A 20,131-nucleotide genomic window follows, 5' to 3' on the forward strand; every position below is an offset into this window, starting at 1 on the left:
CCGTATGCCTATCTCAAAGATGTGCTGACGCGGTTGCCGACGCAACGGGCGAGTGAGATCGACCAACTGCTGCCGCATCAGTGGGTATCTGTCTGACTTACGCAACGTGAGTTGGGCAGACGCTTACTGAGGTCCGGCAACTCGGGACTTGGTACGGTTGATTTCAACAGACAAAAAAATGCCCCGCCGTTTTCACGGCGGGGCATTTTTATTGCGCTAACGCTGCGGGGTGTTTAAACGCCCGAAGCCTTGGCCGCTGCCACGTCTTTGATGGACAGCTTGATACGGCCGCGGTTATCCACGTCCAGTACCAGCACTTCCACTTCCTGACCTTCTTTCAGAATGTCAGTCACTTTCTCAACACGAGCATCGCTCAGCATCGAGATGTGAACCAGACCATCCTTGCCCGGCAGGATGTTGACGAATGCGCCGAAGTCGACGATGCGCTCAACCTTGCCAACGTAGATCTTGCCAATCTCGGCTTCAGCGGTGATACCCAGAACGCGCTGACGAGCTGCTTCAGCCGCTTCCTTGGTTTCGCCGAAGATCTTGATCGAACCGTCGTCTTCGATGTCGATCGAAGCCTTGGTTTCTTCGCAGATCGCACGGATGGTGGCGCCACCTTTACCGATAACGTCACGGATCTTGTCGGTGTCGATCTTCATCGCAATCATGGTCGGAGCGTTGGCCGACAGTTCGGTACGCGACTGACCGATGATCTGGTTCATCTGACCGAGGATGTTCAGGCGCGCTTCCAGGGCTTGGCCCAGAGCGATTTCCATGATCTCTTCGGTGATGCCCTTGATCTTGATGTCCATCTGCAGTGCGGTAACGCCTTTGGCAGTACCGGCTACTTTGAAGTCCATGTCGCCCAAGTGGTCTTCGTCGCCCAGGATGTCGGTCAGGACTGCGAATTTCTCGCCTTCCTTAACCAGACCCATGGCGATACCGGCAACCGGTGCCTTCATCGGCACACCAGCGTCCATCAGGGCCAGGGAAGCGCCGCAAACGGAAGCCATCGAGCTCGAACCGTTGGATTCAGTGATTTCCGAAACCACGCGAATGGTGTACGGGAACACGTCAGCGGCAGGCAGCATGGCCGAAATCGAACGACGGGCCAGACGGCCGTGACCGATTTCACGACGACCAGCGCCACCCATGCGACCACACTCGCCCACCGAGAACGGAGGGAAGTTGTAGTGCAGCATGAACGGGTCTTTTTTCTCGCCTTCCAGGGTATCCAGCAGCTGTGCGTCACGGGCGGTGCCCAACGTCGCGACGACCAGAGCCTGGGTTTCGCCACGGGTGAACAGAGCCGAACCGTGGGTCTTCGGCAGAACGCCGACTTCGATGTTCAGCGGACGTACGGTACGGGTGTCACGGCCGTCGATACGTGGCTTGCCGTTTACGATGTTTTCGCGAACGGTGCGGTATTCGATTTCACCGAAAGCCGCTTTGACTTCGCTGGCAGAAGGCTGGCCTTCTTCGCCGGACAGCTTGGCAACAACCTGGTCTTTCAGCTCGCCCAGACGTGCGTAGCGGTCAGCCTTGATGGTGATGGTGTAAGCCTGGGAGATCGCTTCGCCGAATTCGGCACGGATCGCGCCCAGCAACTCGGTGGCTTCTAGAGCAGGCGCCCAGGTCCAGGTTGGCTTGGCAGCTTCGGCAGCCAGCTCTTTAACGGCGTTGATCACAACCTGGAACTCGTCTTGAGCAAACAGTACCGCGCCCAGCATCTGGTCTTCGGTCAGCTCTTTGGCTTCCGACTCAACCATCAGCACAGCGTCCGAAGTACCGGCAACGACCATGTCCAGGCTCGAAGCAGCTTGTTGCTCGTAAGTCGGGTTCAGCAGGTAGCCGGTGCTTTCGTGGAAAGCTACACGAGCGGCGCCGATCGGGCCGTCAAACGGGATACCCGAAATGGCCAGGGCAGCCGAGGTACCGATCATCGCAGCGATGTCCGGATCGGTCTTCTTGCTGGTGGAAACGACGGTGCAGACAACCTGCACTTCGTTCATGAAACCTTCTGGGAACAGCGGACGGATCGGACGGTCGATCAGTCGGGAAGTCAGGGTTTCTTTCTCGGAAGGACGGCCTTCACGCTTGAAGAAACCGCCAGGGATCTTACCGGCAGCGTAAGTCTTTTCCTGGTAGTGAACGGACAGAGGGAAGAAGCCCTTGCCCGGATCGGCTTGCTTGGCACCAACAACAGTCACCAATACGCTGACGTCGTCGTCAACGGTGACCAATACTGCGCCGGAGGCCTGACGGGCGATACGGCCAGTCTCGAGGGTAACGGTCGACTGACCGAACTGGAATTTTTTGATTACCGGGTTCACGGTGTCCTACCTTCTTTTGTGGCTCTTGGGGGAACTGGTTTCTTGCGAAATTCTTGGGCAATGTCGGGAGTCGGCCCAACGCCTGTCCAGGGTAAAACGTGTATCCAGATAAAACTTGAGGCTGGGAGCCTGCAAGGCGCCAGCGGTAAACCGCTGACGCCTGACAGACAACCAACCTCATAGCGCAATCGCTGATTAGCGACGCAGACCCAGGCGACCGATCAGAGTCTGGTAACGACCCAGATCCTTGCCTTTCAGGTAGTCCAGCAGCTTGCGGCGCTGGTTAACCATGCGGATCAGACCACGACGGGAGTGGTGATCTTTACCGTTGGCCTTGAAGTGACCTTGCAGTTTGTTGATGTTGTGGGTCAGCAGTGCAACTTGCACTTCTGGCGAACCAGTGTCACCAACAGCTTGCTGGTAGTCAGCAACGATTTGAGCTTTTTCTTGAACGTCGAGAGCCATGAGGCAATCCTTTTATCAGGAAACTGTTTCAAGGAAACAGCTTCAACAGGCCAGGGACAAATCCCTGTATCTATAAATGAGTCGTGACCGTGCCTGTTAACAGCCACACTCGCCGACCTGCTGTTACACAGGCCGGTTCCGGTCATTCTGACCGAATCAAGCGACGTGGCGCGATGCGCCCGTCTTCGCTCACTTCACCGATACCGATGAAGCGACCATTGTGATCCTGTACCCGCACCATGCCGAACTTCGGAGCATCCGGAGCACGAACCGGCTGGCCGTTAAGCCAGTAGAACGCACTCGCTTGCGAGAACTGCAGCAACGGCCAATCCAGCAGGCCGCTGTCCGATGGCATCAGGAAACGGTCGACCGCTTCGTTGCCGCCTTCGGCATGTACTGCTTCCAGCTCTTCGAGAGTCACGGTCTGCGCCAGGGTGAAAGGCCCGGCCTGGGTACGGCGCAATTCTGCGACGTACGCACCACAACCGAGTTGCTCACCGATATCCTCCACCAGGGTGCGAATATAGGTGCCCTTGCTGCAATCCACCGCAAGGCGCGCAGTATCGCCCTCGAAGGCCAGTAATTCCAAGCGCGCAATAGTAACAGAACGCGGTTCGCGCTCCACTACTTCGCCTGCACGAGCCAGCTTGTACAGCGGCTGACCATCTCGCTTGAGCGCCGAGTACATCGGCGGTATCTGACTGATTTGACCGCGAAATTTCGGCAGAACCGCCTCGACATCGGTGCGACCAACGGTCACCGGACGCTCCTGCAAAACCTCACCTTCGGCGTCTGCCGTGGTGGTGGTCTTGCCCAGTTGCGCCAGGGTTTCGTAACCCTTGTCGGAATCGAGCAGATATTGCGAAAACTTGGTGGCCTCGCCGAAGCACAGCGGCAAAACGCCAGTGGCCAGCGGATCGAGACTGCCGGTATGCCCAGCCTTTTCGGCGTTGAGCAACCAGCGAACCTTCTGCAACGCGGCGTTGGAGGTGAACCCCAGCGGCTTGTCGAGCAGGATGATACCGCTGACGTTACGACGGATACGTTTGACCTGAGCCACCGAATTACTCCTTGGTGTCTTCAGGTTCAGCAACTGCCGGGTGCTGATTGTCTTCAGCCACGGCGCGCTCGATCAGGGCCGACAGGTGCGCACCACGCACGACGCTTTCGTCGTAGTGGAAGTGCAATTGCGGCACGCTGCGCAACTTCATTTCGCGGGCCAATTGCATACGCAGGAAACCTGCGGCGGCATTCAGTACCTTGATGCTTTGCGCGATGTCTTCGGCATTGTCCTGCCCCATCACGGTGATGAAGATCTTCGCGTGACCGACGTCACGGCTGACTTCCACAGCGGTAATGGTGACCAGGCCGACGCGCGGATCTTTGACTTCACGACGGATCAGTTGGGCCAGCTCACGCTGCATCTGATCGCCGATACGTTGGGTGCGGCTGTATTCTTTTGCCATGATTTGTTACCTGTTACTGCCCTACGGTGAAACCCGCAAGGTCTGAAAGCGGCAAACGCCCGGCCTGACAGAAGCCAGACCGGGCGTTGCGTTTAGAGTCCGAGTGATGCGCCACACATTGCAGTGCGGCCGACCATCACGGCTCCTGAAGTGCGCGAGTTAGAGGCTGCGAGCAACCTGAACCTTCTCGTAAACTTCGATCTTGTCGCCAGCTTTGACGTCGTTGTAGCTCTTGACGCCAATACCGCATTCCATGCCGGCACGTACTTCGGAAGCGTCATCCTTGAAGCGGCGCAGGGATTCCAGCTCGCCTTCGAAGATAACGATGTCTTCACGCAGTACACGGATCGGACGGTTACGGTGCACAACACCTTCGATCACCATGCAACCAGCGATCGCGCCAAACTTCGGCGAACGGAACACGTCACGCACCTCGGCAACACCCAGGATGTTCTCGCGAACATCGCTGCCGAGCATACCGGTCAGGGCTTTCTTGACGTCTTCGATGATGTCGTAGATCACGTTGTAGTAACGCATATCCAGACCTTCCTGCTCGACGATCTTCCGTGCGCCAGCATCGGCACGCACGTTGAAGCCGAACAGTACAGCGTTGGAGGCCAGTGCCAGGTTGGCGTCGGATTCAGTGATACCACCGACACCGCCGCCGACTACGCGCACTTGCACTTCGTCGTTGCCTAGGCCATTCAAGGCACCGTTCAACGCTTCCAGCGAACCACGGACGTCGGATTTGAGGACGATGTTGAGCGTCTTCTTCTCGGCCTGACCCATGTTTTCAAAGATGTTTTCCAGCTTGCCGGCGTGAGCGCGAGCCAGTTTGACTTCGCGGAACTTGCCTTGACGGAACAGAGCCACTTCACGGGCTTTCTTCTCGTCAGCCACTACGCTCATCTCGTCGCCAGCGTCCGGGGTACCGTCCAGGCCGAGAATCTCGACAGGGATGGAAGGACCGGCTTCCTTGATTGGCTTGCCGTTCTCGTCGAGCATGGCGCGAACGCGACCATAGTTCGAACCGACCAGCACCATGTCGCCTTGGCGCAGGGTACCGTCTTGGACCAGCACGGTTGCAACCGGGCCACGACCTTTGTCGAGACGCGATTCAACCACGACACCACGGCCTGGAGCCGAAGGAGTCGCTTTCAGTTCGAGAACTTCAGCCTGCAGCAATACGGCTTCGAGCAGTTCGTCCACGCCAGTACCGACTTTCGCCGAAACCGGTACGAACGGCGTATCACCGCCCCACTCTTCCGACGTCACACCGTGAACCGACAGTTCGCTACGGATGCGATCAAGATCAGCACCCGGCTTATCGATCTTGTTCACTGCAACCACCAGTGGAACGCCAGCCGCTACAGCGTGCTGAACAGCTTCAATGGTCTGCGGCATTACGCCGTCGTCGGCTGCAACCACCAGAATCACGATATCGGTCGCCTTGGCACCACGGGCACGCATTGCGGTAAACGCGGCGTGACCTGGGGTATCAAGGAAGGTGACCATGCCGCGTTCGGTTTCAACGTGGTACGCACCGATGTGCTGGGTGATACCGCCGGCTTCGCCCGCAGCAACCTTGGCACGACGAATGTAGTCGAGCAGCGAGGTCTTACCGTGGTCAACGTGGCCCATTACGGTCACGACTGGCGCACGGGAGAACGACTCACCTTCAAACTTCAGGGACTCGGCCAGGGAATCTTCCAGAGCGGTGTCGCTGACCAGGGTCACTTTGTGGCCCAGTTCTTCGGCTACCAGTTGAGCAGTTTCCTGATCAAGCACCTGGTTGATGGTCGCTGGAGTACCCAGTTTGAACATGAACTTGATGATTTCAGCAGCCTTGACCGACATCTGATTGGCGAGATCGCCAACGGTGATGGTCTCGCCGATCTGCACATCGCGCACGACAGGGCCGGTTGGGCTCTGGAAACCGTGAGCGTTGCGCTTCTTCAGCTTGGACTTGCCGCGACCACCACGACGGAAGCCATCGCTCTCTTCGTCGGTAGTACGTGGCGCGACACGTGGTGCTGGCGCTTTCTCTTTGACCGATGCGCGATGCGGAGCGTTTTTACGCTCGCCGTCACCACCGCCACTGCGACGATTGTTGTCGTCGGCACGTGGTTTGTCCGGACGGCGCTGTTCGTTCTGCTTGTTACGAACGTCAGCAGACGGTGCTGGAGCAGCGGCGGCCACCGGTGCGCTTTCGCGTACTGGCTGGGCAGCTGCAGCCGGCGCCGAAACGGCGTCGTTGGTAGCGGTTTTGGCAGCAGCAGGCTGGCGACGCGCTTCTTCTTCGGCGCGTTGCTTGGCTTCTTCTTCAGCCTTCTGACGCGCAGCATTTTCTACTGCGCGACGTTCATCCAGTTCACGCTTGCGCTCGGCTTCGATTTCTTCCGGGCTACGCTGTACGAAAACTTTCTTTTTGCGAACTTCAACGCTGATGCTCTTGCTACCAGCCACACGCAGGGTGCTGGTGGTTTTACGCTGCAGCGTGATCTTGCGTGGTTCTTCCACTTTCGCCTTGTGGCTGCTCTTCAAGTGAGTCAGCAAAGATTGCTTCTCACTGTCAGTCACATGTTCTTCGGCGGCGGTGTGCGGCAGACCTGCCTCACGCATCTGCTGCAACAGGCGCTCTACCGGTGTTTTGACCTCATCGGCCAGTTGTTTCACCGTGACTTGCGTCATGCACTTCTCTCCTCAGGCCGCGCCTAATTACTCGAACCAGTGGGCTCGGGCGGCCATGATCAACTTGCCGGCACGATCATCGTCAATGCCGTCGATGTCGAGCAGGTCGTCAATAGACTGCTCGGCCAGGTCTTCGCGGGTAATTACGCCGCGCACCGCCAGTTCCATCGCCAAATCCTTGTCCATACCCTCAAGCGAGAGCAGGTCTTCGGCCGGATGGGCGTCTGCCAGCTTTTCCTCAGTAGCGATGGCTTTGGTCAACAAGCGATCCTTGGCACGAGCGCGAAGCTCGTTGACGATGTCCTCGTCAAAGCCGTCGATGTTGAGCATTTCTTCCAACGGTACGTAGGCAATCTCTTCCAGGCTGGTGAAGCCTTCATCAACCAGCACCTGAGCCAGCTCTTCGTCGACTTCCAGCTCGTCGATGAAGTTGCGCAGGATGTCGCCGGTTTCTGCTTGCTGCTTAGCCTGGATGTCCGATTCGGTCATCACGTTCAGGGTCCAGCCAGTCAACTGGCTCGCCAGACGCACGTTCTGACCACCGCGACCGATGGCCTGAGCCAGATTGTCTGCGCCAACGGCGATGTCCATGGCGTGGGCATCTTCGTCAACGATAATTGCCGCAACCTCGGCCGGGGACATGGCGTTGATCACGAACTGAGCCGGGTTGTCGTCCCACAGGACGATATCAACACGCTCACCGCCCAACTCACCCGACACTGCCTGGACGCGCGAACCGCGCATACCAATGCAAGCGCCCTGCGGGTCGATGCGTTTGTCCTTGGAGCGGACGGCGATCTTGGCACGCGAACCCGGATCACGGGACGCAGCCATGACTTCGATCAGACCTTCGGCAATTTCCGGCACTTCGATACGGAACAGCTCGATCAGCATTTCCGGCGCGGTACGCGACAGGATCAACTGCGGGCCACGGTTCTCGGTGCGGATTTCCTTGAGCAGCGCGCGCAAACGCACGCCGACGCGGAAAGTTTCGCGAGAGATGATGTCTTCACGGGCCAGCAACGCTTCAGCGTTATTGCCCAGGTCGACGATCACGTTATCGCGGGTGACTTTTTTCACGGTGCCGGAGATGATTTCTCCCAGGCGCTCGCGATAGGCGTCGACCACTTGAGCACGCTCGGCTTCGCGCACTTTCTGCACGATGACTTGCTTGGCAGTCTGTGCAGCAATGCGGCCGAACTCGATGGACTCGATCTTTTCTTCAACAACGTCGCCGACATTGGCGCCAGGATGCGTTTCAGCAACCTTGCTCGGCCAAGTTTCGATAGCCGGATCGTCGAGATCGTTTTCTTCGACGACCGTCCAGCGACGGAAAGTTTCGTAAGAACCGGTGTGGCGGTTAATTTCCACACGCAGGTCAACTTCGTCTTCAAAACGCTTTTTGGTAGCAGTGGCCAGAGCCAGCTCCAGCGCTTCAAAAATTACGCTTGCCGGTACGCCCTTTTCATTGGATACCGACTCAACAACCAGCAGTACTTCTTTGCTCATCGTACGCCTCGCCTTTCGCAAGCCATTGGATCCGCGGGATCCGCGTCTCAGTCAAAACTGGGAATAATGTTGGCCTTGTCGATCATATCGATCGGCAACAGGAATTCGTGGTCATCTACCTGCACCACGACATCCTGCTCTTCTACACCGCGCAGAAGGCCCTGAAAGTTGCGTCGACCTTCAAAAGGCGAGCGCAGCTTGATCTTCACTTGTTCACCGGCAAATTTTGCAAACTGCTCAAGAGTGAACAGTGGGCGCTCCATGCCAGGCGAGGAAACTTCGAGGGTGTATTCAACGGAGATTGGATCTTCAACATCCAGTACACCGCTGATCTGACGGCTGACAATGGCGCAATCGTCCACCAGCACGCCACCCTCTTTATCGATATAAACGCGCAACATCGAGTGACGACCTTGAGCCGAAAACTCAATACCCCAGCATTCATAGCCTAGGGCCACGACCACCGGGGCCAGCAAGGCCTGCAACTCTTCTAGCTTGCTCGACACCTGAACCCCCTAGTGCATGATATGTGCATGCTATGCAAAATAAAAAAATGGGCCTAACGCCCATCCTTGAAACGCCGCCGAACAGCGGCGTCGAAAGTATCCAGCTAACAAAAAGCCCCTTAAAAGGGGCTCCTTAAACTGGTTGCGGGGGCCGGATTTGAACCGACGACCTTCGGGTTATGAGCCCGACGAGCTACCAGACTGCTCCACCCCGCGACAAAGCTGGGGCGGAAGTATACGACCGATCCCTTGCAGGGTCAATGTAACCTTCCACCTGCAAGAAAGCCCGCAACAGCGGGCTCTCTTGACTAATTGGTACCGAGAAGGGGACTCGAACCCCTACACCCTATGGGCACAACCACCTCAAGGTTGCGTGTCTACCAATTCCACCACCTCGGCAAAACTACGTTTGAAACCCTTCTTACTTCTGCTCTTGAGCTGGAGGTACGTCAGTCGCTGGAGTAGCCGACTTTTGCTCTTGAAGCACCGGTACATCATCAGAAGCCGGTTGTTGCTGCTTAGGCACTTCCAACACTGCTGGATCTGGCAAACCTGCTTGAGTCAGCTCATGAGCTTTCTCTTTAGCAAAGTAACCTAACCCCAAGCTGGTTATGAAGAAACCGGCGGCAAGTATAGCAGTAAACTTACTAAGAAAGGTAGAGGAACCTTGGCTTCCGAACACAGTATTTGAAGCACCTGCTCCGAAAGACGCACCAGCGTCCGCACCCTTACCCTGCTGCAGCAAAACCAGAGCAACTACGCCCAATGCACCCAGCAGATGAAAAACGACTACGACTGTTTCCAGCATTTTTTCAGTTTCCCGCGGCGCGACAAATCGCACCGAACTCATCTGCATTCAGGGAAGCCCCACCAATGAGCCCCCCATCGATATCCGGCATGCCGAACAGTTCGACCGCATTGGCCGCCTTCACGCTGCCGCCGTATAGAAGCCGCACACCTCGTGCGACCTCAGAATTCTCTGCCGCCAACTGTTCGCGAATGGCTTTATGCACATCCTGAGCCTGTTGCGGCGTTGCAGTCAGTCCGGTACCAATGGCCCAGACAGGCTCGTAAGCGATGACTGCCTTGGCAAAAGCACCTACACCCAGCTCCTCGATGATGCTGCCCAGCTGACGCCCGACAACCTCAAGAGTTTTTCCAGCTTCGCGCTGCTCCAGGGTTTCCCCTATACACAACACCGGAATCAAGCCACATGCCTGTGCCGCTGCGAACTTGCGATTCAGCATCCCGTCTCGCTCGCCCATTATCTGGCGGCGTTCGGAGTGCCCGACAAGCACAAGGAAACAACCTGCATCCACCAACTGACTCGGTGCAATCTCACCGGTCAATGCACCTTGCATGGATTCCACCGCAGAATTCTGCGCACCGACCGAAATCGATTTGCCTTTCAAGCCATCAATCACTTGATTGATATACAAGCAAGGCGGGAATACCGCGACATCAACACCGCTTGGCAAGGCCAGATGACGAAGCCCGTTGATCAGCTCAGCGACGCTGGCGCGGGTACCGTGCATCTTCCAGTTACCAGCTACCATAGGGCGACGCATGCTGTACCTCGTCGGTCAAAGTGGGCGCAGATGTTACCCAACACAATCATGGCTGGCAAGCCGAATCAGGCAGAAACTTCAGTTACCAGTTTTGCCAGCTCTTCGGCATAGCTGCGAACCTGGGTTGCATCCTCCCCTTCAACCATCACACGCACCAAAGGCTCTGTGCCGGACTTGCGCAAAAGCACACGTCCGCGACCGGCCATTGCCTGAGTGACGCGCGCGCTGGCCTCCTTGACAGCCGGATGTTCCAGCGGACTTTCACCTCCACCGAAACGCACATTGATCAGCACCTGAGGACACTTGCGCAAAGCTTGTCGAGCTAACGCCAGACCTTCGTTACGCGTTTTGAGCGCCATCAGCACTTGCAGAGCAGCAATGATCGCGTCACCGGTCGTGGTGTGATTGAAACAGACGATATGCCCTGAGTTCTCACCACCGACCAACCAGTTACGCTCAAGCAACTCAGCAATCACATAACGGTCGCCGACATTGGCGCGAACAAACGGAATCGAAAGATCGGCAAGGGCCAGCTCCAGACCGAGATTACTCATCAGGGTGCCTACCACTCCTCCTTGCAGCTTTCCACGCTCCTGCAGATCGCGAGCAATGATGAACAGCAGGTCATCACCGTCAACAATCGCCCCCGTGTGGTCAACCATCAGGACGCGATCACCATCCCCGTCAAAAGCAATACCCAGATCAGCGTGCTCAGCCAGCACCGCCGCCTGCAACTGCCCCATATGAGTGGAGCCGCAATTGTCGTTGATGTTCAGACCATTTGGCTGGGCTGACAGCACCACGACCTCGGCGCCCAGCTCACGAAAAACACTCGGCGCAACTTTATAGGTCGCACCGTGAGCGCAGTCGATGACGATCTTGAGACCGGCGAAATTGGTACCGGTTGGCACACTGCTTTTGCAGAATTCAATGTAACGACCAGAGGCGTCATTGATCCGCGACACCTTGCCGATCTTGCTCGACTCGACCACGGTCATTGGTGTGTCGAGCAACTCTTCGATCATCAATTCCAGCTCATCCGGCAACTTGGTGCCTTTACCTGAGAAGAATTTGATGCCGTTATCATCATGCGGGTTGTGCGAAGCACTGATCACGATGCCGGCTTCAGCCTGGAACGTGCGCGACAGATAGGCAATGGCCGGCGTCGGCATCGGACCAAGCAGCATTACATCCGCCCCCGCCGAAGTCAGTCCAGCTTCAAGCGCCGATTCAAACATATAACCGGAGATGCGCGTGTCTTTGCCAACCAGCACTTTGCAGGCGCCCATCCTGCGGAACGCCATGCCAGCAGCCCAGCCGAGCTTGAGCATGAAGTCAGGAGTAATCGGATATTCCCCGACTCGACCACGAATGCCGTCAGTACCGAAGTATTTCTTGCTCATAACTGCTCCATCGTTCTTATTCAGCCGACTCAACGGCCGCGATCATCCGCACCACGTCTACCGTTTCCGCCACATCATGGACGCGCAATATACGTGCGCCCTTGATTGACGCGAGCGCAGCCAGTGCGAGACCACCATGCAGACGCTCGCCCACAGGACGATTCAAGGCGTGACCAATCATGCTTTTCCGAGATACACCAACCAACAAAGGTCGACCTAGCTTATGCAGAGCCTCCATATGCTTGAACAAGCTTAGGTTGTGCTCCAGGGTTTTGGCGAATCCGAAACCAGGATCAAGTATGACACGCTCGGCAGCAATACCTGCCAACGCGCATTGAGCCATCCGCTCAGCGAGAAATTCGCTCACTTCCCGAGTGACATTCTGATAGCGCGGATCATCCTGCATATCACCAGGCTCACCCAGCATATGCATCAGACACACCGGCAACCCCGTAGCCGCCGCCGCATCCAATGCACCATCGCGCCGCAGTGACCGCACATCATTGATCAATCCGGCACCCAGTCTCGCAGTTTCGCGCATCACCGCCGGAGTCGACGTATCGACCGAGATGATGACATCAAGTTCGCGATTGATCAGCTCGACGATTGGCGCCACGCGCTCAAGCTCTTCCAGCGGCGAAACCGTACGAGCGCCAGGACGGGTGGACTCGCCACCCACATCGATCAGCGTCGCACCTGCGGCGACCATGGCTTCAGCGTGGCGCAAGGCCGCGTCGAGCTGGCTGTAACGGCCACCGTCAGAGAAGGAATCGGGAGTTACATTGAGAATACCCATGACATGCGTCTGGGAAAAATCAAGAACCCGGTTGCCGCAAGGCAACCGGGTCAGGGACTGTACAGAAGTCATTTCAAACCTTAAACATCAGCAGCCGGACCGCCAATCGGTTTTTCCGGACGCTCATCCTGAACGACAGGAGGCGGCGGCGTACCCGCACCACCCGACCAATCGCGAGGCTCGCGAGGCGTGCGACCGGCCATGATGTCGTCGATCTGCTCAGCATCAATCGTTTCATACTTCATCAGCGCGTCAGCCATTGCATCCAGCTTGTCACGATTATCCGTGAGGATCTGCTTGGCCGTGCCGTAGCACTGATCAATGATGCTGCGCACTTCGGAATCGATAAGCTTCGCAGTCTCACCAGAGAAACTGGCGCCCTGACCGCCACCACCACGCCCGAGGAACACTTCACCCTCTTCTTCGGCGTACATCAACGGACCGAGTTTTTCCGAAAGACCCCACTTGGTCACCATGTTCCGTGCAATCTGACTGGCACGCATGATGTCGTTGGAAGCACCAGTGGTTACACCGTCGAAGCCCAAGGTCATTTCTTCAGCGATACGGCCACCGTACAGCGAGCAAATCTGGCTGATCAGCGCACGCTTGGACAGACTGTAACGATCTTCTTCCGGCAGGAACATGGTCACACCCAACGCACGACCGCGCGGGATAATCGAAACCTTGTAGACCGGGTCATGCTCAGGCACAACACGACCGACAATGGCGTGGCCAGCTTCGTGATAAGCAGTGTTCTGCTTTTCTTTCTCGGACATGACCATCGATTTTCGCTCGGCGCCCATCATGATCTTGTCTTTGGCCAGCTCGAACTCTTTCATCTCGACGATGCGTTTGCCGCTACGAGCAGCGAACAGCGACGCTTCGTTGACCAGGTTGGCCAAGTCGGCACCGGAGAAGCCCGGAGTACCGCGAGCGATAACGGCCGGAGCAACGTCGTCACCCATTGGCACTTTGCGCATGTGAACCTTGAGAATCTGCTCGCGACCACGAATATCTGGCAGGCCGACCACAACCTGACGGTCGAAACGGCCCGGACGCAGCAATGCCGGATCGAGTACGTCAGGACGGTTGGTTGCAGCAATCACAATGATGCCGTCATTCATTTCGAAGCCGTCCATCTCAACCAGCAACTGGTTGAGGGTCTGCTCACGCTCGTCGTGACCACCCCCCATGCCGGCGCCACGGTGGCGACCGACAGCGTCGATTTCGTCGATGAAAATGATGCAAGGCGCATGTTTCTTCGCCTGCTCGAACATGTCACGCACACGGCTTGCACCGACACCGACGAACATTTCGACGAAGTCAGAACCGGAAATGGTGAAGAAAGGCACTTTGGCTTCGCCAGCGATAGCCTTGGCCAGCAAAGTCTTACCGGTACCCGGAGGCCCCACCATCAGCACGCCACGAGGGATACGACCACCCAGACGCTGGAACTTGCCCGGATCACGCAGGAACTCTACCAACTCACCCACTTCTTCCTTGGCTTCGTCGCAACCGGCAACGTCAGCCAAAGTAGTCTTGACCTGATCTTCGGAGAGCAGGCGCGCCTTGCTCTTGCCGAAGCTCATCGGTCCGCCCTTGCCGCCAGCGCCGCCCTGCATCTGGCGCATGAAGAACATGAACACCGCGATAATCACCAGGATCGGGAAGCTGGCTACCAGAAGCTGGGTCCAGATGCTCTGCTGCTCAGGTTGCTTGCCCTCAACCACAACGTGGTTATCGACCAGATCACCGATCAGGCCATTGTCCTGAATAGCGGGACGAATGGTCTTGAAGCTGTCGCCGTCGTTGCGCTTGCCGGTAATCACATAGCCATCAACCGCTACGCGCTCGACCTTGCCATCCTTGACCTGCTGGATGAAGTCGGAATAGTTGAGGGTCTGCGGCTCGTTAGGGCTGGAGAAGTTGTTCATCACCGTCACCAGGACAGCCGCGATGATCAACCACAGGATCAAATTCTTTGCCATATCGTTCAATTAACTACCCTCTGAAGCAAGCTCCGCTACTGGCGCGCGCTTCGCATGATATTCACCGGCCTAACTTACTACATTACCTACAACTCTGGCAGGCGCCGTCTGTAACCCTTTGTGAAACACTTTCTACACAATATTCGCTAAAGCGCTCGGGGCAAAATACGAAAAACCTATCACCCCCGTGAAAAAAACCCGTTTTACTCACTACGCCCGCGATAACCCCAAGCCAGCATGTACTGCTCGCGGGAGCTGCCACGAGAAGAATCCGGTTTGATCATCTGGATCTTGTCGAACTTCTTGCGGGCATCCTTCAGGTAAACATCAAACCCTTCGCCCTGAAAAATCTTGATTACGAAATTACCACCCGGCTTGAGTATCCGCTCCGCCAGATCAAGCGCCAACTCGCAAAGGAACATGGCTTTGGGCATGTCCACTTCAGGTGTACCACTCATATTGGGGGCCATATCGGAAATCACAAGGTCTACCTGCGAATTACCGACGGCATCCAGGATCTGCGCGAGTACTGCGTCCTCGGTGAAGTCGCCCTGAATGAAGGTCACGTCCGGAATACTGTCCATTTCCAGGATGTCCGAGGCAATCAGACGCCCCTGACCACCGATCAGCCGGCTAGTAACCTGCGACCAGCCACCAGGCGCAGCCCCCAGATCGACAACACTCATGCCCGGACGGATCAGCTTGTATTTCTCTTGAACCTCCAGAAGCTTGTAACTCGCACGCGAGCGGTAGCCATCCTTCTGCGCTTGCTTCACATAGGGATCATTGACATGTCTTTTCAGCCAACCAAGGCTTGTCTTGGAACGCGCCATTGGGCACCTCGATGATAAGGGTCGTGATTAATTGGGCGGATCCACGAACCCTCGGGTAAAATGGCCGCCATTTTACAGAATCCAGACGAAAGGGTCAGATTATGCCGCTCACTCAAGAGCAGAAGAAACAGTACAAATCCATTGGCCACCATCTGAAACCAGTCTTGACTGTGGCTGACAACGGTTTGACTGAAGGTGTTATAGCCGAACTTGAACGCGCATTGGCGGATCACGAGCTGATCAAAATCAAGCTCAACATCCTTGATCGCGAGTCGCGCCTGGCGCACATCGCAGAACTGTGCAAGGTCGGCAAGGCTGACCTGGTACAGGTCATCGGCAAGATGGCACTGGTTTACCGCAAGAACTTCAGCGTCAACAAGCAGCTGTCGAACGTTCATCGCTTCAAGTGATGACAAGGGTCAAGGGTGTGCTTCGCGCACCCTGCCACTCCATCCAGGTACCGGCTGCAGCACCAGCACCAACCCGGAAAACCCCAGAACCAGATAACTGAATACCTGCCAGCGCTGAGCATCCGGCCAGCCGATACGCACGGCGACAAACATCGCACACGCATTCAACGCCATCAACAGCACCTGCCCGCGAAAATCTTGCCATAGACTGCCAAGGCCCTCGGCCTGCACCAGCACCAAGGCCTGAAAAATCAAGCATGCGGCGGAAAAGCCCACCACCAGCACTTCAAATGCACTGGCGATTTCATCAATCAGCAACTGCGCCAGGCCAATCTGGCCCAACGCCGGCTGCAAACCAAAATGAATCAACCAAAGACCACCGACCCACAACATCTGGGTCAGCTGCCAAAGCATGGCGCCCGCGCGTAGCGGGCGCCCGGTTTCAGATGTGACGGACTTCGACAATCTCATACTCGATAACGCCACCTGGCGTTTTCACAGCAACCACATCACCCTCTTCCTTGCCGATCAAAGCACGAGCAAGAGGAGAACCGACTGAAATCTTGCCGAGTTTGAAGTCAGCCTCATCCTCACCCACGATGTGGTAAGTGACGCTTTCATCAGTTTCGACATTAGCGATTTCAACGGTGGTGCCGAAAATCACTTTACCGGTATGGGGAATCGTCGTGACATCGATGATCACCTGATTCTGAATCCGGCCCTCAATATCACGAATCCGCGCTTCGACCATGCCTTGCTGTTCACGAGCGGCATGGTATTCAGCGTTTTCCTTCAAGTCACCCAACTCGCGGGCCGTACCGATGTCCTGGCTAAGCTTTGGACGAACGACCTTGGTCAGGTGAGTGTGCTCTTCTTCCAGGGCGCGAGCGCCCTGAACAGTCATTGGGTACTTGATTATGCTCATGCCTTCAATCCTGCGTGTAGATCCTGCAAGCGGCGCACGGTTTTTTCAGGACCGAATTTCAGCGCTTCACAGATAGCTTCGCCAGCAGCAATGGTGGTGGTGCAGTAAATCTTGTGCTGCAAGGCATTACGACGAATGGAGTAGGAGTCGGCGATCGACTGACGACCTTCAGTGGTGTTGATGATCAGAGTGACTTCGTCATTCTTGATCATGTCGACCACGTGCGGACGCCCCTCGGTCACCTTGTTCACACGGCGCACTTTCAGGCCCGCAGCTTCGATCAGCTTGGCAGTGCCGGCAGTCGCGACCACTTCGAAGCCCAAGTTGATCAGATCACGGGCTACGCCTGCAACCAGTGGCTTGTCGTCGTCACGCACGCTGATGAATGCAGTACCGCCGGTCGGCAGCACTTCGCTGGCACCCATTTGGGCCTTGGCGAAAGCTTCGCCGAAGGTGTCGCCGACACCCATCACTTCACCAGTGGACTTCATCTCTGGGCCGAGGATCGGGTCAACGCCAGGGAATTTGGCGAACGGGAAGACCGCCTCTTTCACGCTGTAGAAGTTCGGGATGATTTCCTTGGTGAAACCAATTTCTTTCAGGGTTTTACCGGCCATCACGCGAGCCGCGATCATCGCCAGGGAAACACCGATGCACTTGGAGACGAACGGTACGGTACGGGAAGCGCGCGGGTTCACCTCGATGACGTAGATGTCTTCTCCTTGCAGCGCCAACTGCACGTTCATCAGGCCGACAACACCCAACTCCAGGGCCATTTTCTTGACCTGTTCGCGCATCTCGTCCTGGATGTGCGCCGGCAGCGAGTAAGGCGGCAGCGAGCACGCGGAGTCACCGGAGTGAACGCCAGCCTGTTCGATGTGCTGCATGATCGCGCCGATCACCACGTCCTTGCCGTCGCAGACCGCATCAACGTCCATCTCGATGGCGCAGTTGAGGAAGTGATCGAGCAGCACCGGGCTGTCGTTGGACACCTGCACCGCGTCACGCAGGTAACGCTTGAGCTCGTCTTCCTTGTAGACGATCTCCATTGCGCGACCGCCCAGCACGTAGGACGGGCGCACCACCAGCGGATAACCGATCTTCGCAGCAGCGCGAACAGCTTCGTCTTCGCTACGCACGGTGGCGTTTGGCGGCTGACGCAAGTTCAGACGCTCAACCATTTGCTGGAAGCGCTCACGGTCTTCAGCGCGGTCGATGGCGTCAGGGCTGGTGCCGATGATCGGTACGCCGGCAGCTTCCAGAGCACGAGCCAGTTTCAGCGGAGTCTGGCCGCCGTACTGGACGATCACACCTTTGGGCTTCTCGACGCGGCAGATTTCCAGCACGTCTTCCAGCGTTACCGGCTCGAAGTACAGACGGTCGGACGTGTCGTAGTCGGTGGACACGGTTTCCGGATTGCAGTTGACCATAATGGTCTCGTAACCGTCTTCGCGCAGAGCGAGGGCCGCGTGAACGCAGCAGTAGTCGAACTCGATACCCTGACCGATACGGTTCGGACCGCCGCCCAGAATCATGATTTTGTCGCGACCGGACGGCGCCGCTTCGCACTCTTCCTCGTAAGTCGAGTACAGGTAAGCAGTGTCGGTGGCGAACTCGGCCGCGCAGGTGTCAACGCGCTTGTAGACCGGGAACACTTCCAGCTTGTGACGGTGAGTGCGCAGGTTTTTCTCGGTAACGCCCAGCAACTTGGCCAGACGCTGATCGGAGAAGCCTTTGCGCTTGAGCTTGAACATCAGGTCGCGGTCGATAGCGGACAGACCGAGGGTCTTGACCTTCTCTTCGTCCTTGATCAGATCTTCGATCTGCACCAGGAACCACGGGTCGATCATGTTCATGCCGAAGATGTCTTCGACAGTCATGCCCGCACGGAAGGCGTCTGCCACGTACCAGATACGCTCGGCGCCCGGCACAGTCAGTTCGCGCTTGAGCACGCTCATGCTTTCCGGATTGCTCAGGTCGAGCTTCTCGTCCAGACCGCAAACACCAACCTCCAGACCGCGCAGGGCTTTCTGCAGGGATTCCTGGAAGGTACGGCCGATAGCCATGACTTCGCCGACCGATTTCATCTGCGTGGTCAGGCGTGCGTCAGCCTTGGCGAATTTCTCGAAGGCGAAGCGGGGCAGCTTGGTCACGACATAGTCGATGGACGGCTCGAAGGACGCCGGGGTCTTCCCACCGGTGATGTCGTTCGACAGTTCGTCGAGGGTGTAACCCACAGCCAGTTTGGCCGCGACTTTGGCGATCGGGAAACCGGTGGCTTTCGAAGCCAGCGCCGAGGAACGCGATACACGCGGGTTCATTTCGATCACGACCATACGGCCAGTGTTCGGGCAGATACCGAATTGAACGTTGGAACCGCCGGTCTCGACGCCGATCTCGCGCAGTACCGCCAGGGAGGCGTTACGCAGGATCTGGTATTCCTTGTCGGTCAGGGTCTGAGCCGGGGCGACAGTGATCGAGTCACCGGTGTGCACGCCCATCGGGTCGAAGTTTTCGATCGAGCAGACGATGATGCAGTTGTCCTTTTTGTCGCGGACAACTTCCATTTCATATTCTTTCCAGCCGATCAGGGATTCGTCGATCAGCAGCTCTTTGGTTGGCGACAGGTCCAGACCACGGGCGCAGATTTCTTCGAACTCTTCACGGTTGTAAGCGATACCGCCACCAGTGCCGCCCATGGTGAAGGACGGACGGATGATGCACGGAAAACCCAACGTCTCGAGGACTGCGTTGGCTTCTTCCATGCTGTGGGCGATACCGGAACGCGGGCAGGCCAGGCCGATGGATTTCATCGCCTTGTCGAAACGCGAACGGTCTTCAGCCTTGTCGATGGTGTCGGCGTTGGCACCGATCATCTCCACGCCGAACTTCTCCAGAACGCCTTCGCGCTCCAGATCCAGGGCGCAGTTCAGAGCAGTCTGGCCGCCCATGGTTGGCAACACTGCATCGGGACGTTCTTTTTCGATGATCTTGGCAACAGTCTGCCACTTGATCGGTTCGATGTACGTGGCGTCAGCCATGTCCGGGTCGGTCATGATGGTGGCCGGGTTGGAGTTCACCAGGATGACGCGGTAACCCTCTTCGCGCAGGGCCTTGCAGGCCTGGGCGCCGGAGTAGTCGAATTCGCAAGCCTGGCCGATAACGATCGGGCCAGCGCCAAGAATCAGGATGCTTTTAATGTCTGTACGTTTTGGCATGGGTTTGTCACTCA

The 20,131-nt window shown here is 56.9% G+C and carries 18 protein-coding genes and 2 tRNA genes; 2 read left to right on the plus strand and 18 right to left on the minus strand.

The genetic code is table 11. The features are described 5' to 3' along the window. Window positions 1-96, plus strand: a 96-nt coding sequence (locus AACY50_RS20090) for a transposase domain-containing protein (RefSeq protein ID WP_221733679.1), incomplete at its 5' end; no start/stop codon positions are given. Window positions 97-233: 137 nt separating this feature from the next. Here the strand turns inward: AACY50_RS20090 and pnp are convergent. From pnp to rlmE, 15 genes are all read right to left on the minus strand, one after another. Then, on the minus strand, window positions 234-2,339 hold the full coding sequence (gene pnp, locus AACY50_RS20095) for a polyribonucleotide nucleotidyltransferase (RefSeq protein ID WP_221730616.1): 2,106 nt from the start codon (window positions 2,337-2,339) through the stop codon (window positions 234-236). Window positions 2,340-2,534: 195 nt separating this feature from the next. Further along, entirely contained in the window at window positions 2,535-2,804 is a 270-nt protein-coding gene (rpsO, locus tag AACY50_RS20100; protein WP_003177875.1) for a 30S ribosomal protein S15, read from the minus strand. A 142-nt stretch (window positions 2,805-2,946) separates the two neighbouring features. Further along, window positions 2,947-3,864 (minus strand): tRNA pseudouridine(55) synthase TruB, encoded by a 918-nt coding sequence (truB, locus tag AACY50_RS20105; RefSeq protein WP_339431698.1) that lies wholly within the window; start codon window positions 3,862-3,864, stop codon window positions 2,947-2,949. Between the two features lie 4 nt (window positions 3,865-3,868). After that, window positions 3,869-4,270 (minus strand): 30S ribosome-binding factor RbfA, encoded by a 402-nt coding sequence (gene rbfA / locus AACY50_RS20110; protein WP_095191053.1) that lies wholly within the window; start codon window positions 4,268-4,270, stop codon window positions 3,869-3,871. Between the two features lie 159 nt (window positions 4,271-4,429). Then, complete coding sequence (gene infB, locus AACY50_RS20115; RefSeq protein WP_339431697.1) at window positions 4,430-6,961, minus strand: translation initiation factor IF-2; 2,532 nt, start codon at window positions 6,959-6,961, stop codon at window positions 4,430-4,432. 27 nt (window positions 6,962-6,988) lie between these two features. Then, a complete protein-coding gene (gene nusA, locus AACY50_RS20120) occupies window positions 6,989-8,470 on the minus strand; it encodes a transcription termination factor NusA (RefSeq protein ID WP_221730613.1) in 1,482 nt (493 codons plus the stop codon). Window positions 8,471-8,517: 47 nt separating this feature from the next. Next, on the minus strand, window positions 8,518-8,976 hold the full coding sequence (rimP, locus tag AACY50_RS20125) for a ribosome maturation factor RimP (protein WP_007915250.1): 459 nt from the start codon (window positions 8,974-8,976) through the stop codon (window positions 8,518-8,520). 139 nt (window positions 8,977-9,115) lie between these two features. Continuing rightward, window positions 9,116-9,192 (minus strand) — tRNA-Met (locus tag AACY50_RS20130). 97 nt (window positions 9,193-9,289) lie between these two features. After that, a tRNA-Leu gene (locus tag AACY50_RS20135) sits at window positions 9,290-9,375 on the minus strand. A 22-nt stretch (window positions 9,376-9,397) separates the two neighbouring features. Next, window positions 9,398-9,784 (minus strand): preprotein translocase subunit SecG, encoded by a 387-nt coding sequence (gene secG, locus AACY50_RS20140; protein ID WP_095191056.1) that lies wholly within the window; start codon window positions 9,782-9,784, stop codon window positions 9,398-9,400. Window positions 9,785-9,788: 4 nt separating this feature from the next. Beyond that, entirely contained in the window at window positions 9,789-10,544 is a 756-nt protein-coding gene (gene tpiA / locus AACY50_RS20145) for a triose-phosphate isomerase (RefSeq protein WP_339539049.1), read from the minus strand. Between the two features lie 65 nt (window positions 10,545-10,609). Further along, window positions 10,610-11,947, minus strand: coding sequence for a phosphoglucosamine mutase (gene glmM / locus AACY50_RS20150; protein WP_339539050.1), 1,338 nt, complete (start codon window positions 11,945-11,947; stop codon window positions 10,610-10,612). Between the two features lie 16 nt (window positions 11,948-11,963). Beyond that, entirely contained in the window at window positions 11,964-12,815 is an 852-nt protein-coding gene (folP, locus tag AACY50_RS20155) for a dihydropteroate synthase (RefSeq protein WP_339465472.1), read from the minus strand. Between the two features lie 8 nt (window positions 12,816-12,823). Then, window positions 12,824-14,731 (minus strand): ATP-dependent zinc metalloprotease FtsH, encoded by a 1,908-nt coding sequence (ftsH, locus tag AACY50_RS20160; RefSeq protein WP_221730609.1) that lies wholly within the window; start codon window positions 14,729-14,731, stop codon window positions 12,824-12,826. A gap of 203 nt (window positions 14,732-14,934) precedes the next feature. Further along, window positions 14,935-15,564, minus strand: coding sequence for a 23S rRNA (uridine(2552)-2'-O)-methyltransferase RlmE (gene rlmE / locus AACY50_RS20165; protein WP_150617091.1), 630 nt, complete (start codon window positions 15,562-15,564; stop codon window positions 14,935-14,937). 101 nt (window positions 15,565-15,665) lie between these two features. On the opposite strand from rlmE, the gene AACY50_RS20170 reads away from it, so the two are divergent. After that, on the plus strand, window positions 15,666-15,974 hold the full coding sequence (locus AACY50_RS20170; protein ID WP_339431694.1) for a YhbY family RNA-binding protein: 309 nt from the start codon (window positions 15,666-15,668) through the stop codon (window positions 15,972-15,974). Window positions 15,975-15,983: 9 nt separating this feature from the next. Here the strand turns inward: AACY50_RS20170 and AACY50_RS20175 are convergent, their stop codons facing one another. From AACY50_RS20175 to carB, 3 genes are read right to left on the minus strand one after another with little or no spacing between them, the layout of a single operon-like run. Beyond that, complete coding sequence (locus AACY50_RS20175) at window positions 15,984-16,388, minus strand: MFS transporter (protein WP_339431693.1); 405 nt, start codon at window positions 16,386-16,388, stop codon at window positions 15,984-15,986. A gap of 28 nt (window positions 16,389-16,416) precedes the next feature. Continuing rightward, window positions 16,417-16,893 carry a transcription elongation factor GreA gene (gene greA, locus AACY50_RS20180; protein ID WP_339431773.1) on the minus strand — a complete coding sequence of 159 codons (477 nt, stop codon included), beginning with the start codon at window positions 16,891-16,893 and terminating at the stop codon, window positions 16,417-16,419. Window positions 16,894-16,895: 2 nt separating this feature from the next. Beyond that, entirely contained in the window at window positions 16,896-20,117 is a 3,222-nt protein-coding gene (carB, locus tag AACY50_RS20185; protein WP_339431692.1) for a carbamoyl-phosphate synthase large subunit, read from the minus strand. Window positions 20,118-20,131: the final 14 nt, after the last annotated feature.

The organism is Pseudomonas sp. RA_15y_Pfl2_54, assembly GCF_963971015.1.
Classification (GTDB): domain Bacteria; phylum Pseudomonadota; class Gammaproteobacteria; order Pseudomonadales; family Pseudomonadaceae; genus Aquipseudomonas; species Aquipseudomonas baetica_A.

Excerpts from the sequence above, each read along its gene's own strand:
- rpsO (WP_003177875.1), bottom strand. The coding sequence starts at position 2,804 with ATGGCTCTCGACGTTCAAGAAAAAGCTCAAATCGTTGCTGACTACCAG.
- rbfA (WP_095191053.1), bottom strand. The coding sequence starts at position 4,270 with ATGGCAAAAGAATACAGCCGCACCCAACGTATCGGCGATCAGATGCAG.
- infB (WP_339431697.1), bottom strand. The coding sequence starts at position 6,961 with ATGACGCAAGTCACGGTGAAACAACTGGCCGATGAGGTCAAAACACCG.
- nusA (WP_221730613.1), bottom strand. The coding sequence starts at position 8,470 with ATGAGCAAAGAAGTACTGCTGGTTGTTGAGTCGGTATCCAATGAAAAG.
- secG (WP_095191056.1), bottom strand. The coding sequence starts at position 9,784 with ATGCTGGAAACAGTCGTAGTCGTTTTTCATCTGCTGGGTGCATTGGGC.
- tpiA (WP_339539049.1), bottom strand. The coding sequence starts at position 10,544 with ATGCGTCGCCCTATGGTAGCTGGTAACTGGAAGATGCACGGTACCCGC.
- glmM (WP_339539050.1), bottom strand. The coding sequence starts at position 11,947 with ATGAGCAAGAAATACTTCGGTACTGACGGCATTCGTGGTCGAGTCGGG.
- folP (WP_339465472.1), bottom strand. The coding sequence starts at position 12,815 with ATGACTTCTGTACAGTCCCTGACCCGGTTGCCTTGCGGCAACCGGGTT.
- ftsH (WP_221730609.1), bottom strand. The coding sequence starts at position 14,731 with ATGGCAAAGAATTTGATCCTGTGGTTGATCATCGCGGCTGTCCTGGTG.
- rlmE (WP_150617091.1), bottom strand. The coding sequence starts at position 15,564 with ATGGCGCGTTCCAAGACAAGCCTTGGTTGGCTGAAAAGACATGTCAAT.
- AACY50_RS20170 (WP_339431694.1), top strand. The coding sequence starts at position 15,666 with ATGCCGCTCACTCAAGAGCAGAAGAAACAGTACAAATCCATTGGCCAC.
- AACY50_RS20175 (WP_339431693.1), bottom strand. The coding sequence starts at position 16,388 with ATGCTTTGGCAGCTGACCCAGATGTTGTGGGTCGGTGGTCTTTGGTTG.
- carB (WP_339431692.1), bottom strand. The coding sequence starts at position 20,117 with ATGCCAAAACGTACAGACATTAAAAGCATCCTGATTCTTGGCGCTGGC.